The sequence below is a fragment of the Methylocystis echinoides genome, assembly GCF_040687965.1.
GTDB classification, from domain to species: domain Bacteria; phylum Pseudomonadota; class Alphaproteobacteria; order Rhizobiales; family Beijerinckiaceae; genus Methylocystis; species Methylocystis echinoides_A.
In genome coordinates, this window is the sequence record NZ_CP156084.1 from 2,367,016 (window position 1) to 2,381,023 (window position 14,008).

12 protein-coding genes are annotated in these 14,008 nt (G+C 63.4%); 9 read left to right on the forward strand and 3 right to left on the reverse strand.

Annotated elements, in window-relative coordinates; translation table 11 throughout:
- The first annotated feature begins 95 nt into the window (after nucleotides 1–95).
- Nucleotides 96–968: a phenylalanine 4-monooxygenase gene (phhA, locus tag RVU70_RS11605; protein ID WP_363346394.1), complete on the forward strand. Its 873-nt coding sequence runs from the start codon at nucleotides 96–98 to the stop codon at nucleotides 966–968.
- 3 nt (nucleotides 969–971) lie between these two features.
- On the opposite strand, the gene RVU70_RS11610 is transcribed toward phhA, so the two are convergent.
- From RVU70_RS11610 to hppD, 3 genes are read right to left on the reverse strand one after another with little or no spacing between them, the layout of a single operon-like run.
- On the reverse strand, nucleotides 972–1,979 hold the full coding sequence (locus RVU70_RS11610) for a fumarylacetoacetate hydrolase family protein (RefSeq protein WP_363346396.1): 1,008 nt from the start codon (nucleotides 1,977–1,979) through the stop codon (nucleotides 972–974).
- On the reverse strand, nucleotides 1,976–3,283 hold the full coding sequence (gene hmgA, locus RVU70_RS11615) for a homogentisate 1,2-dioxygenase (protein ID WP_363346398.1): 1,308 nt from the start codon (nucleotides 3,281–3,283) through the stop codon (nucleotides 1,976–1,978). The genes RVU70_RS11610 and hmgA overlap by 4 nt, the downstream gene beginning before the upstream one ends.
- A 1-nt stretch (nucleotide 3,284) precedes the next feature.
- Nucleotides 3,285–4,388 (reverse strand): 4-hydroxyphenylpyruvate dioxygenase, encoded by a 1,104-nt coding sequence (gene hppD / locus RVU70_RS11620; RefSeq protein ID WP_363346400.1) that lies wholly within the window; start codon nucleotides 4,386–4,388, stop codon nucleotides 3,285–3,287.
- A 103-nt stretch (nucleotides 4,389–4,491) separates the two neighbouring features.
- Between hppD and maiA the strand changes: the two genes are divergently transcribed.
- From maiA to RVU70_RS11660, 8 genes are all read left to right on the forward strand, one after another.
- Nucleotides 4,492–5,145, forward strand: a complete 654-nt coding sequence (gene maiA / locus RVU70_RS11625) for a maleylacetoacetate isomerase (RefSeq protein WP_363346402.1) — start codon at nucleotides 4,492–4,494, stop codon at nucleotides 5,143–5,145.
- A 63-nt stretch (nucleotides 5,146–5,208) separates the two neighbouring features.
- Complete coding sequence (locus RVU70_RS11630) at nucleotides 5,209–6,378, forward strand: isovaleryl-CoA dehydrogenase (protein WP_363346404.1); 1,170 nt, start codon at nucleotides 5,209–5,211, stop codon at nucleotides 6,376–6,378.
- A 16-nt stretch (nucleotides 6,379–6,394) separates the two neighbouring features.
- A complete protein-coding gene (locus RVU70_RS11635; protein ID WP_363346406.1) occupies nucleotides 6,395–8,002 on the forward strand; it encodes a carboxyl transferase domain-containing protein in 1,608 nt (535 codons plus the stop codon).
- A 7-nt stretch (nucleotides 8,003–8,009) separates the two neighbouring features.
- Complete coding sequence (locus tag RVU70_RS11640) at nucleotides 8,010–8,801, forward strand: enoyl-CoA hydratase-related protein (RefSeq protein ID WP_363346408.1); 792 nt, start codon at nucleotides 8,010–8,012, stop codon at nucleotides 8,799–8,801.
- A 1-nt stretch (nucleotide 8,802) separates the two neighbouring features.
- Nucleotides 8,803–10,800: a biotin carboxylase N-terminal domain-containing protein gene (locus tag RVU70_RS11645; RefSeq protein ID WP_363346410.1), complete on the forward strand. Its 1,998-nt coding sequence runs from the start codon at nucleotides 8,803–8,805 to the stop codon at nucleotides 10,798–10,800.
- A complete protein-coding gene (locus tag RVU70_RS11650) occupies nucleotides 10,797–11,732 on the forward strand; it encodes a hydroxymethylglutaryl-CoA lyase (RefSeq protein ID WP_363346412.1) in 936 nt (311 codons plus the stop codon). The genes RVU70_RS11645 and RVU70_RS11650 overlap by 4 nt, the downstream gene beginning before the upstream one ends.
- An 8-nt stretch (nucleotides 11,733–11,740) precedes the next feature.
- Nucleotides 11,741–12,910 (forward strand): acyl-CoA dehydrogenase family protein, encoded by a 1,170-nt coding sequence (locus RVU70_RS11655; RefSeq protein ID WP_363346414.1) that lies wholly within the window; start codon nucleotides 11,741–11,743, stop codon nucleotides 12,908–12,910.
- Nucleotides 12,907–13,965: an enoyl-CoA hydratase/isomerase family protein gene (locus RVU70_RS11660; protein WP_363346416.1), complete on the forward strand. Its 1,059-nt coding sequence runs from the start codon at nucleotides 12,907–12,909 to the stop codon at nucleotides 13,963–13,965. The genes RVU70_RS11655 and RVU70_RS11660 overlap by 4 nt, the downstream gene beginning before the upstream one ends.
- Nucleotides 13,966–14,008 lie beyond the last annotated feature (43 nt).

Below are 14,008 nucleotides of genomic sequence, written 5' to 3' on the forward strand. Positions count from 1 at the left end.
AGACGAGCATCGCCCTCATCCGGCCCCCGCTGGCGCAACGCGCGATCTCAGGGGAGACCGCAAACGGTGGATGGGGGTTGCAAGCGAGGTCCGTTATGACCGAAGCTTTGGAGAAGAACCGCTACGCCCATGCGCGCCGCAATGCGGATTGGACGATTGACCAGGATTGGCCTTCTTATACGCCCGAAGAGCACGACCGATGGAACAGGCTTTATGCTCGGCAAGCGAAGGTTCTGCCGGGTCGCGCCTGTGAAGCTTTCCTTGCGGCGAAGCAGAAGCTCGAATTGTCGCGCGGCGGCATTCCCGATTTCGCCGAATTGAGCGAACGCCTGTCCGGCCTCACCGGCTGGCGCGTCGTTCCCGTGGCGGGCCTCATCCCTGACGACGCCTTCTTCGATCATCTGGCCAATCGCCGCTTTCCCGCCGGAGCCTTCATCCGGCCCGAGCATGAGCTCGATTATCTCTCCGAGCCGGATGTTTTCCACGATGTTTTCGGGCATGTGCCGCTTCTTGCAGACCCCGTCTACGCGCAATTTCTCGAAGCGTACGGCAAGGGCGGTCAGCGGGCGCTGCATAGGAACCAGCTTCACAATCTCGCGCGGCTCTATTGGTATACGGTGGAGTTCGGGCTTATCGCGACGCCCGAGGGTCTTCGCATTTTCGGGGCGGGGATTCTGTCCTCGCCCGGCGAGAGCGTTTTTGCGCTCGAGGATTCCTCGCCAAACCGCGTCGCTTTCGATCTCGAGCGTATCATGCAAACCAAATACATCATCAGCGATTATCAGCAGACGTATTTCGTCATCGAAAATTTTGAGCAACTGCTTCAGGAGTGTTATCAGGACTTCGGCGCGCTCTACGACGATCTGCTGACGCAACCCGATATCGAGCCGCACCAGCTTCGTCCTGGCGATCGGATCCTTACCAGGGGAGACCTGCATTATTTCCGCGCCAAGGGCCTTGCGGCCTGACCCTCAACAGGGCCTCACGGTCTGTTCGATTGCGCCGAAGATCGAATGCCGATTGACGTCGAGCATTTCGATGCGCACGACGTCGCCAGCTTCGAGAAAGCGAGTACGGGGTTCGCCGCTGACAAGCGTCTCGACCGTTCGCTGTTCGACGATGCAGGAATAGCCGACGCCGCCTTGCGCAACGGGCAGACCGGGCCCGCCGTCGGCCGAGCGATTGGAGACCGTGCCCGAGCCGATGATCGTTCCGGCCGCGAGCCGCCGCGTGCGCGCAGCATGAGCGACGAGTTGGCCAAAGTCGAACGTCATGTCTATGCCGGCGTCGGGACGGCCGAGCGGGGCGCCGTTGATCGACGAGAGCAGCGGCAGCGACAGTTTCGCCCCGTCCCAGGCGGAGCCCAGCTCATCGGGCGTCGCCGCGACCGGCGAGAAAGCCGAGGCGGGCTTGGACTGAAAGAATCCAAAGCCTTTTGCAAGCTCGTCAGGAACGAGCCCGCGCAGCGTCACGTCGTTTGCCAGCATCACAAGCTTGATGTGATGGCGCGCGACCTGCGGCGTGACATTCATCGGCACGTCGTCCGTGATCACGGCGACCTCTGCTTCGAGATCCAGCCCATGGGCCGGGTCGTGCAGGGGGATCGGATCGCGTGGCCCCAGGAAATTGTCGGAGCCGCCCTGATACATCAGTGGATCGCTCCAAAACGACGCCGGCGCCTCGGCGCCGCGCGCGCGCCGCACGAGCGCGACGTGATTGACATAGGCCGAGCCGTCCGCCCACTGAAAGGCGCGGGGCAAGGGAGAGCCGCAATCCCTTTCGCGAAACCGGAACGTCGTCGTCGTCTCGGCTTCCACCCGTTCGGCGAGCAGTTCGAGTTGCGGCGCGGCCTTCGCCCAGTCGTCCAGCGCCGCCTGCAACGTCGGCGCAATATCGTCTGCGTAAGCCGCGCGCGTGAGATCCCGCGAAACGACCGCGAGCCGCCCGTCGCGGCCGCCCTTCAGCGATGCAAGTTTCATGATGCGCCTCCGGGCGTCCCATCGAAGCGTTTCGGCAACGCCGACCAGCACTCGGCATAATCTTCATCGAGCGCATCGAGCGTAAGCGCATAATCCGTGGGGTGCTGCGGCAGGCGCGTCTCGAACATGAAAGCGAGGGTGTTCTCCATTTTGGCGGGAGTCGAGGGGGCCTGCGTCGCGGCTGCGACCGCGTCCGCGTCCGGGCCGTGCGGCAGCATGGCGTTATGGAGCGACACGCCGCCGGGCGCGAAGCCTTCGGGCTTGGCGTCATAGGCGCCGAAGATCAGCCCCATGAACTCGCTCATCACATTCAGATGAAACCACGGCGGCCGAAACGTGTCCTCGGCGACCTGCCAGCGCTCAGGGAAGATAACGAAGTCGATGTCGCCAACGCCCGGCTGTGTCGAAGGCGAGGTGAGCACGCAGAAGATCGATGGGTCCGGATGATCGAAGAGCAAGGCGCCCACCGGCGAGAAGCGGCGGAGATCATATTTGTAGGGCGCGTAATTGCCGTGCCAGGCGACAACGTCCAGCGGTGAATGATCGAGATCGCAGTCGTAGAAGCGTCCGCCCCATTTCACCGTGAGGCGGCAGGGGTGGGCGTCATCCTCGAAGGCGGCCGTCGGCGTAAGGAAATCCCTCGGATTGGCCAGGCCGTTCGCGCCGATGACGCCGCGGTTCGGCAAAGTAAAGGGCGCGCCGTAGTTTTCACAATAATATCCACGTGCGGGGCTGTCGCGAAGTCGCGTCCTGAACTTCACCCCGCGCGGGATGACGCCGATTTCTCCCGGCGCGAGATCGATTGCGCCGAACTCGGTTTCGAAGAGGACCGCGCCCTGCTGGGGAAGGATGAGAAGTTCGCCGTCAGCGTCGTAGAAATACTGGTCGCCTTTCGATTCTGTAACGACAAAGACCCCTGCCGACATGCCGACGCGGGCGTCCGCGTCGCCGCAAGTCGTCATGGTCCTCACGCCATCGACAAAACAGAGCCTTTCCTCGGTCAGCGGAATCGCTCCCCATCTCAACGGCGCGAGAGGCCGTTCCGTCTCCGCCCGCGCGGGCGCGGTTTTCCACAAGGGCGCGTCCGCGAGAGAGAAGCGCCGCGCGTGCAGCACGGACGGGCGGATACGGTAAAGCCAGGACCTTTTGTTGGCGCCGGGGGGCGCGGTGAAAGCCGATCCCGAAAGCTGTTCGGCATAGAGGCCATAGGGACAGCGTTGCGGCGAGTTGCGTCCTTTGGGCAGCGCGCCCGGCAAGGCTTCGGTCTCGAACTCATTGCCGAAGCCGCTCATGTACCCTGTCATGTCAACCTGCCGGCTTCAGAACGCCGCGCCTCAGCTGATCCTCTTCGATCGACTCGAAGAGAGCGCGGAAATTGCCCTCTCCGAAGCCTTCGTCGCCCTTGCGTTGGATGAATTCGAAGAAGATCGGACCGACCACGGTCTTTGAAAATATCTGTAGCAACAGCCGCGGCTTGCCGCCGTCGCTCGCGCCGTCGATAAGAACGCCGAGGTCTTTCAGCCTGTCGACAGGCTCACCATTGCCAGGGAGGCGTTTCTCGATGGCGTCATAATAACTGTCGGGCGGCGCGGGCATGAAGTCGAGGCCGCGTTCGCGCAGCCTTCGGACAGTCGCGTAAATATCGCCGCAGGCGCAGGCGATGTGCTGGACGCCCTCGCCGTTATAGGCCTCGAGAAATTCCTCTATCTGGCTCGTCTCGTCGGCGCTTTCATTGATCGGAATACGAATTTTCCCGCACGGGCTCGTCATTGCCCGGGAATAGAGACCGGTGAATCGGCCTTCGATGTCGAAATAGCGGATTTGGCGGAAGTTGAAGAGGCGCGCATACCAGTCCGCGAGCGCGTCCATGCGGCCGCGCCGAACATTATGGGTCAAATGGTCGATCGTGGTGAGCCCCACGCCCTCCGGCCGCGGATCTGGCGCGCCTGTCCAACGGAAGTCGATATCCCAGATGGAGCCCTTCTCGCCATAGCGATCGACGAGATAGATCAGCGCGCCGCCCACGCCCTCGATCGCGGGGATATGCAATTCCATGGGGCCCGCGCGCGACGGAACGAGCCTCGCACCGAACTCTTCCGCACGGCGGAAAGCCACGCCCGAGTCTTTCACGCGGAAACCCAGGGCGCAAACCGAGGGCCCGTGCTCACGCGCGAATTGCGCCGCGAAACTGTCGGGCTCGGCGTTGAGGACATAGTTGATGTCGCCCTGCCGATAGAGCGTCACATCCTTCGAGCGGTGACGCGCAACAGCGGCGAAGCCCATGGTCCCAAAGAGGTCGGCGAGCCGCGCCGGCTCGGGATGCGCGAACTCGACAAACTCAAAGCCGTCCGTTCCCATCGGGTTGTCGAGCGACCCATGGGCGGCAGGGTCGGAAACAAGCGCCGTCATCGCCGATCTACCTTGTCGTTAGGCGGAAGATATTGCGGCCGAGCCCTGCGGGTAGCCCTATCTCAATCTTCAGCGCGCAAAACTTTTGCATCAGGAGGACTTCATGCTGCTTTACGATTATTTTCGTTCGTCGGCGGCCTACCGCGTTCGAATTGCGCTGGCGCTCAAGGGCGTCCCCGTCGAACGTCGCTTCGTGCATCTCCTGCGCGACGGCGGCGAACAGAAGCAGCCGGCGTATCTCGCGAAGAACCCGCAGGGCCTCGTGCCCGCGCTCGAGCTCGACGATGGGACGGTCCTGACCCAGTCGCTCGCCATTATCGATTATCTGGAAGCGCTCCAGCCCGAGCCGCGGCTCATTCCGGCAGACCCGATCCGCGCCGCCCGCGCGCGGGCGGCTGCGCTCGCCATCGCTTGCGACGCGCATCCGCTCGGCAATCTCCGCGTTGTCTCTTATCTCCAGCAGCAGCTCGGTCAGAGCGAGCGCGCCGTTCTCGATTGGCGCCGCCATTGGGCAAGTTTGGGGCTCGAGGCCGTCGAAGCCCTGATACGACCCGCGCCCTTCTGCTTCTGTGTGACGCCGACGATCGCCGACGTCTGTCTTGCCCCGCACGTTTTCTACGCAGAGCGTTTCGGCGTCAGTCTTGATCCCTACCCGAACATCCGCGCGGTCGCCGCCGTTTGCGCCGAGCACCCGGCCTTTCAGGCGGCGCATCCTGCCGCGCAGCCGGACGCCGCCGAGGCGGCGGCGGGACCTTGAAACGCTCAAGCGCTGGCAAATATAGCCGCTTGTGCCGCTCTGCGGCGTTTTGGAGCGCGCGCGATGCGCCACTTTACGCCTGTGATGGACTTCGATCTCGGCGAAACAGCGACTCTTCTGCGTCAGCAGGTCGAGAGTTTCGCCGCCAGGGAGATCGCGCCGCGCGCCGCGCAGATGGACGCGGCCAGCGCCTTTCCGAGCGATCTCTGGGCCAAGATGGGCGCGCTCGGATTGCTCGGCGTCACGGTCGCGGAAGAGTATGGCGGCGCAGGGCTCGGTTATCTCGAGCATGTCATTGTGATGGAGGAACTGAGCCGCGCCTCCGCTTCGGTCGGCCTTTCTTACGGCGCACATTCCAATCTCTGCGTCAATCAGATCCACCGTAACGGCGCGCCTGAACAGAAGCGCCGTTATCTCCCGAAGCTCGTTTCCGGAGAACATGTCGGCGCGCTGGCGATGTCCGAGCCGGGGGCTGGGTCGGATGTGACCAGCATGCGACTTACGGCGCAGAAGCGCGGGAACGCCTATGTTCTCAACGGCGCGAAAATGTGGATCACCAATGGACCGGACGCTGACGTCGTCATCGTCTACGCCAAGACGGACCCACAGGCGGGCGCGCATGGCATTACGGCCTTCCTTGTCGAGCGCGGCTTTCCGGGCTTTCGAGCGGGCGCAAAGCTCGACAAGCTCGGCATGCGCGGCTCCAATACGAGCGAACTCGTTTTCGAAGACTGTGTCGTTCCCGCGGAGAACGTCCTCGGACAGCCGGAGCTCGGCGTGGCCGTTCTGATGAGCGGCCTCGATTACGAACGGGCCGTGCTCGCCGGCGGTCCGATCGGGATCATGCGCGCCTGCATGGATGTCGTTTTGCCCTATGTCCACGACCGCAAGCAGTTCGGCCGACCTATCGGCGAATTCGAACTGATGCAGGGCAAGCTCGCGGACATGTATACGGCGCTGAACGCCGCACGGGCTTATGTCTATGCCGTGGCCAGGGCCTGCGATCAGGGACGAAGCACGCGCAAGGACGCCGCCGCGGCCATCCTATTCGCAGCCGAACGCGCGACATGGATGGCCCTCGAGGCGATCCAGTGCCTCGGCGGCAATGGTTACACCAACGACTATCCGGCAGGGCGGCTGCTGCGCGACGCCAAGCTCTATGAGATCGGCGCCGGCACGAGCGAAATCAGACGGATGCTGATCGGGCGAGAGCTTTTCATGGAGACCCGTTAGTTTTGTGTGAGGATGAATGACGATTTTGGAATCGTCGGTTGACGCGCACGCCGTAGCCTTCGGCCAGAACAGCGAGGCGATGCAGGCGCTTGTCGACAATTTGCGCGAGACGTCGGCCGCCGTTCGCCAGGGCGGTGGAGAAACCGCGCGGGCGCGCCATCTGTCGCGCGGCAAGATGCTGGCCCGTGAGCGCATCGAGGCGCTCGTCGACCCGCTCTCGCCTTTCCTGGAGATTGGGCATTTCGCCGCGCATGGAATGTACGACGGGGCCCTTGCTTCCGCTGGCGTCGTCGCTGGCGTCGGCCGGATCCATGGCCGCGCGTGCATGATCGTCGCCAATGACGCGACTGTGAAGGGCGGCGTCTACTTTCCGATGACCGTGAAAAAGCATCTGCGCGCGCAGGAAATCGCCGCGCAGAATCGCCTCCCTTGCATCTATCTCGTAGATTCCGGCGGCGCCAACCTCCCGACTCAGGACGAAGTGTTTCCGGACCGGGATCATTTCGGTCGCATCTTCTATAATCAGGCAAAGATGTCCGCCGACGGCGTCGCTCAAATTGCCGTCGTTATGGGTTCCTGCACGGCGGGCGGCGCCTATGTGCCGGCGATGTGCGACGAAACGATTATCGTTCGCAATCAAGGAACGATCTTTCTCGCCGGTCCGCCCCTCGTGGAAGCGGCGACGGGCGAGCGCGTATCGGCGGAAGAGCTTGGCGGCGCGCAAGTTCATTGCGCGAATTCCGGCGTGGCGGACCATATGGCGGAGAATGACGCCCATGCGCTGGCGCTTGCGCGAGACGCCGTCGGCCGTCTTGCGCTTCCCCGCACGCGCAACGTCGCGGCGAGAGAGCCTGTTGCGCCGCTGTTCGCAGAAACAGAACTTTATGGGATCATTCCCGTTGATCTGCGTAAGCAGTTCGACGTCCGCGAGATCATCGCGCGGCTCGTCGACGCCAGCGATTTCCACGAATTCAAAGCGCTCTACGGGCAGACGCTGGTGACCGGCTTTGCGCGGATCTGGGGCCATGAAGTGGGAATTATCGCCAATAACGGCGTCATCTTCCCCGAAAGCGCCTTGAAGGCCGCACATTTCATAGAGCTTTGCGCCCAGCGCGAGAAGCCGATTGTGTTTTTGCAGAATACGACCGGCTTTATGGTTGGCAAGAAATATGAGGCGCAAGGCGTCGCCAAGGAGGGCGCAAAGATGGTGACGGCGGTGGCCACCGCCGCGGTGCCAAAGTTCACTGTTGTGATCGGTGGAAGTTTCGGCGCCGGAAACTACGCCATGTGCGGGCGCGCCTATTCGCCGCGTTTCCTGTGGATGTGGCCGAACGCCCGGATCAGCGTCATGGGCGGAGAGCAGGCGGCGACGGTGCTGACCCGGGTGCGCGCAAGCGCGATTGCGGCGCGGGGACAATCCTGGTCTGCGGAAGAGGAGCAGGCTTTCGCCGCCGAGATGCGCGCGCAATATGACCGGCAGGGAAGCGCTCTTTATTCGAGCGCGCGGCTCTGGGACGATGGAGTCATCGACCCGCTGGATACGCGCCGCACGCTGGCGCTCGCCATATCTACAAGCCTCAATGCGCCTGTCGAACAGACGCGCTTCGGCCTCTTTCGCATGTGAGGGCGCGATGGATCTGATGGAATTCCGGGACGAGCGCGGCGTGGTGACGCTGACCCTGAACCGCCCTCATAAGCGCAACGCCTTCGACGCCGCGCTGGTTGCATTGTTGACCAAAACTTTGTGTCGCCTGGATGCGGACGCCGACGCGCGTCTCGTCATTTTGACCGGGGCGGGGGAGAATTTCTGCGCGGGCGGCGACATCGACTGGATGCGCGAAGCGGCGAGCGCGGCGCCGGAAAGCAATGAGCGCGACGCATTAGGGCTCGGCGCCATGTTCGAGGCGCTCGACACGATCTCAAAGCCAACAATGGCGCTTGTTCAGGGCGCGGCGTTCGGCGGCGGCGTCGGGCTCGTCGCCTGCTGCGATATCGCCATTGCCGCGAGAAGCGCGAAATTCTGCCTCAGCGAGGTCAGGCTGGGACTCATTCCCGCAGTGGTCGGACCCTATGTCGTCAAGGCCGTGGGCGCACGCCGCGCCAGGGCTCTGTTTCTCTCGGCCGAAATCGTCGGCGCGGATTGCGCGTTGCAAATCGGGCTCGTTCACGAGGTCGCGGCCAACGGCGGGTTGACCGCCGTGCGCGATCGTCTCGTCGAGGCGCTTCTTCTCGGGGCGCCCGGCGCGCAGGCGCAGGCCAAGCGCCTCGTCGCGCTATGTGAAGAGCGGAAGATCGACGCGGCGCTGATAAAGGAAACTGCGCGTCTTCTCGCCGAGCGCCGCGCGTCTGCCGAAGGCGCCGCGGGGCTGAACGGGTTTCTGGAAAAGCGCCCGCCGGACTGGCGATCGCTGCGGACCTCCTGACATGTTCCGCAAGGTCCTTATTGCGAACCGTGGCGAGATCGCCTGCCGGATCATCCGAACGGCAAAGAGGATGGGCGTCAAGACCGTTGCGGTTTATTCGGAGGCCGATCGAGACGCCCTGCATGTGCGACTAGCCGACGAAGCCTTTGCGATCGGGGCGGCCCCACCGTCGGAGAGTTATCTTTCGATTGACCGGCTGCTCGAGGCTGCACGGCGGAGCGGCGCCGAAGCGATCCATCCAGGCTATGGATTCCTCTCTGAAGCCGCCGAGTTCTCGGCAAGATGCGCAGAAGCTGGCCTTGTATTTATCGGGCCGTCGGCCGACGCGATGCGCTTGGTCGGGAGTAAGTCGGGCGCCAAGAAACTCGTGGGGCAGATTGGCGTTCCAACGCTTGCTGGCTTCCATGGCGACGCGCAGGATGCGCAGACTTTTCTGAGCGCCGCCGAGCACGTCGGTTTTCCAGTCGTCGTCAAGGCCTCAGCCGGAGGCGGCGGCCGCGGAATGCGGCTTGTTTGGAACGCAGACGAGCTGCCGCTTGCAATGGAAAGCGCCTCGCGCGAGGCGTTGCTCGCCTTTGGCGACGGTCGCTTGCTGATCGAAAAATATCTCGACCGCCCTCGGCATGTCGAGGTGCAACTGATCGCCGACGGCTTCGGAAACGTCGTCACCTTCCCGGAGCGGGATTGCTCGCTTCAGCGAAATCATCAAAAGCTCGTCGAAGAGACGCCGGCGCCGGACTTCTCGCCTGACTTGCGACGCGACCTGCGCATGGCGGCGGCGGAGATCGCGCGCGCTTCTGGCTATGCAAACGCCGGCACAGTCGAGTTCCTGGTGAAGGACGGCGTCTTCTACTTCCTGGAAGTCAACGCGCGCTTGCAGGTCGAGCATCCTGTAACCGAGATGATCGCTGGGGTCGATCTTGTCGAGTGGCAGTTCCGCGTCGCCGCTGGCGAAGCGCTTCCAATGACACAGGATGAGATCGGCATGCGCGGATCGTCGATAGAGGCGCGCATCTGCGCGGAGGATCCCGCGGAAAATTTCCGTCCGTCCTCGGGATTGCTCTTACATCTCGCCTTCCCGCCGGAGAGCCGGTCGCTGCGAGTCGAGACAGGCGTCAGGACGGGCGACGAGATCCCGCCTTACTACGACTCTCTTATCGCCAAGCTTATCGTCTGGGACGAGGCGCGGGAGGGCGCCGTGCGGAAGATGCAACGCGCGCTTGAAGAGGTGGCGCTCGTCGGCGTCGCCTCCAATCTCGACTTCCTGCGCAATATCGTCTCTGATCCGCATTTCGTATGCGGCCAGCTGGACACGCGACTCGTGCAAACGATAGCGAGGACAACGCCGCCTGCGGACAAGGACATGAAGCGATGGCTTCTCGCAGCGGCGGTTTCCGCCTGGCGTGCGCAGGCGTCTCAAAAAGCGCGGGCGACTGCGGCGGAGCTCGGAGAGCAGTGGTCGCCATGGACGACGTCCGACGCCTGGCGACTGGCGGGGCGTCATGAAATGCAGCTTGCCTTCCGTCACGACGGAGAGCTTCTGTCGTGTCGCATGGGTCTTCTCGACCCTCGTCGGTTCTGGATGGAGGCCTCGGGCCGGCGCTCGGTCGTGTCGGCGGAAGTCGAAGAACACAGGCTCGCGCTCTGCGTCGATGACGAACGGCGGGAGTTTTCGCTCATTCGCCGGCCGATCGGCTTTGTCATCATCGACAAAGGACGCAATTTCGCATTCGAATGGATTGATCCGCTCGCGCCGCCACCGCGGACCGCGGACAAGGAAAGGAGCTTTCTCGCCCCTCTGCCGGCCCGCGTCACGCGGATCTTCGTGAAGGGCGGCGAGCGCGTGATAAAAGGGGCGCCGATCCTTTTGCTGGAGGCCATGAAGATGGAAATCCCCATGAATGCGCCCCACAATGGCGTCATCGAGAGAGTGCTTTGCAGCGAGGGCCAATCCGTGCGTGAAGGAGAAAGGCTCGTCGCAATGGCGGAGGGGGCATGACGATTCCGCAACGCGTTCGCTTGGTCGAAGTCGGACCGCGAGACGGCTTGCAGAATGAGGCGGTTGCGGCGCCTGTCGCAGTGCGCGTGCGGTTGATCGAAATGCTGGCGGAAGCCGGACTACAAAATATCGAAGCCGGGAGCTTCGTTCCCGAAAAGCTCATCCCGCAAATGGCGCAAACCGGGGCGGTTCTCGCGGCCCTAAAGCCGCACGTCCGCGCGCGCATTTCCGTTCTTGCGCCCAACTCGCGCGGCTTCACAGACGCAGTCGCGGCAGGCGCAAAGGAGATCGCGATATTGACCGCTGCTTCCGAGAGTTTTTCCCAACGGAACATGAATTGTGGGATTGCTGAAAGCCTCGAGCGCGCCCGCGCGCTGGCCTCCGCAGCGCGTATTTCGGACATTCGCCTGCGCGGCTACATTTCCTGCGTCCTCGGTTGTCCGTTCGAGGGACATGTCGAGGCCGAACGCGTGGCGGAGATCGCGGTTGAACTGCACAGACTGGGATGCGACGAGATTTCGCTTGGCGATACGATTGGCGTGGGAACGCCGCTCGCGGCGCGCGGACTTGTGGAGCGCGTCGCGAAAGACGTTCCCTTGCCGCGGCTCGCGGGGCATTTTCACGACACCTACGGTCAGGCTCTGGCGAATGTCTTCGCTTGTCTGGAGACTGGTCTCGCCGTCTTCGATTGCTCGGTCGCGGGGCTCGGGGGTTGTCCCTTTGCGCCAGGCGCCACTGGCAATGTCTCGACTGAGGATGTCGTTTACATGCTGAATGGTTGCGGGGTCGAGACAGGCGTCGACCTCGACCGTTTGCTGGACGCGGGCGACTTCATCTGCAAGTTTCTGGGTCAGCCGCCGCGGGGCAGGGTTGCGCTCGCGCGTGCGGCGCGGGAAGGCGCTTTGCGCGCCTGTGTCCCAGGGCAACGATAGGGGACGTCATGTCGGTCTGCTCGAATGCCGGGTTGAGCGAGGAGCAAATCGCCATTCGAGACATGGCGAGCAAATTCTCGCGCGAAGCGCTTGCTCCTCATGCCCTCGATTGGGACAGGGACAAAATCTTTCCTGTCGACACCCTCCGCTCGGCCGCGGCCCTCGGCATGGCGGCGATCTACGTTGGAGAAGAGCTTGGAGGCTCAGGGCTATCCCGCGTCGATGCTGCATTGATCTTCGAGGCGCTGGCGACCGGATGTCCGACGGTCGCCGCTTATCTCTCGATTCACAATATGTGCGGCTGGATGATCGGCGCGTTCGGGTCAAAGACTCAACAGCAGCGCTGGCTGCCGGACCTCGTCACGATGGAAAGGCTGACGAGTTATTGCCTCACCGAGCCCGGCTGCGGCTCCGACGCCGCCGCGTTGCGCACGCGCGCGGCGAGGCGCGGCGACTGCTTTTATTTGACCGGTCAGAAGCAGTTCATATCCGGCGCCGGCGCCGGCGGCGACGCGCATCTCTACATCGTCATGGCGCGGACGGGCGAAAGCGGCGCGGGCGGGATTTCGGCCTTTCTCGTGGAGGGCGCCGCCAGGGGCGTCGCGTTTGGCGCCAATGAGAGAAAAATGGGCTGGAACGCCCAGCCCACGCGCACGGTGACCTTCGACGACTGCGAGGTGCCGGCCGAGAATCTCCTCGGGAGGGAAGGCGAGGGGTTCAAGATCGCGATGGCCGCGCTCGACGGAGGCAGGCTCAACATAGGGGCCTGTTCGCTTGGCGGCGCCGCGCGAGCGCTGGAGGCGGCGCTTGACTATGTGCGCGAACGCCAGGCCTTCGGCCGCGCGCTCGCTGAATATCAGGCCCTGCAATTCCGCCTGGCTGATATGGCGACCGAATTGGAGGCGGCGCGCGCCTTGCTTTGGCGCGCCGCCGCCGCCTTGGATCGAGGCGAACAGGATGCAACGCGACTCTGCGCCATGGCGAAGCGCATCGCGACCGATACAGGCTTTTCCATCGTCGACAATGCGCTCCAACTCTTCGGCGGCTACGGCTATCTCTCCGACTATGGAATCGAGAAGCTTCTGAGGGACCTGCGCGTGCATCGGATTCTCGAGGGCACGAATGAAATCATGCGCGTCATCGTCGCCCGTGAACTCCTCAAGGATCAGAGAGCATGATCGAGGAAGAAGAGCTTCTCGTTTCTCGCGTTGGGCGGCTTGGATGCATTCGGCTCAACCGACCGAAAGCGCTGAACAGCCTGACGCTCGACATGGTGCGGCGCTTCACGCGGGCGCTGGAAGAGTTTGCGGCCGATCCGGAGATCGCCGCGGTTCTGGCGACCGGAGAGGGGGAGCGCGGGCTTTGTGCAGGCGGAGACATTCGCACGCTTTATCGAATGCGCGATGGGGACAAGAGCTATTACAGGACCTTCTGGCGCGAGGAGTACCAACTCAACGCTCTCATTGCGTCTTTCGGCAAGCCCTACGTCGTGCTCATGGATGGACTCGTGATGGGCGGCGGCGTTGGGGTGTCGGCGCATGGCGATTGCCGCGTCGTCACCGAGCGAACACGGCTTGCGATGCCCGAGACCGCCATTGGCTTCATTCCAGACGTGGGGGGCACCTGGCTGCTCTCACGCGCGAAAGGCCCTGGCGTCTATATGGCGCTTTCGGGCGCGACCGTGACAGGCGCCGACGCTCTGAGCCTTGGTTTGGCTGATGTCTGGATCGATTCGCGCCGTCTCCCGGAGCTCGTCGAGCGTCTGTGCGCCATCGACGTTGCGGCGGACGTCGCTGCAATTCTTGGCGGTCTTCATCATTCGCCGGGGCCAGGCCAGCTCGAGCAGTACAGAAGGGAACTTGATGAAGCCGCAGACGTCGGCGACGTTGAAGAGATGCTGCAGAGGCTCGACGCGAGCGGCTCGGCGTTCCTGCGCTCGGCCGCGACAGAGATAAGAAAGAATTCGCCCACGAGCCTGAAGGTGACGCATGCCCTGTTGCAGCGCGCATCGCGCGAGAGTTGCCTGGAGGCGTGCCTCGTCAACGAATATCGCGCGGCCTGTCGCCTCTTGGAAGGCCATGATCTCTATGAGGGCATTCGCGCCGCGATCATCGATAAGGATCGGTCGCCAAAATGGTCGCCGGCGACGCTCGAGGAGGTCTCCCAGACTGCGGTCGCGGAGATTCTCGCCGGCGACGGGTCGCCCGAGCCCGCGTTCCCCGGATCGGGATAGCTGCTTTTCCTCTCTCACCGCTGCGCCAGTTAGTGAATCAGAA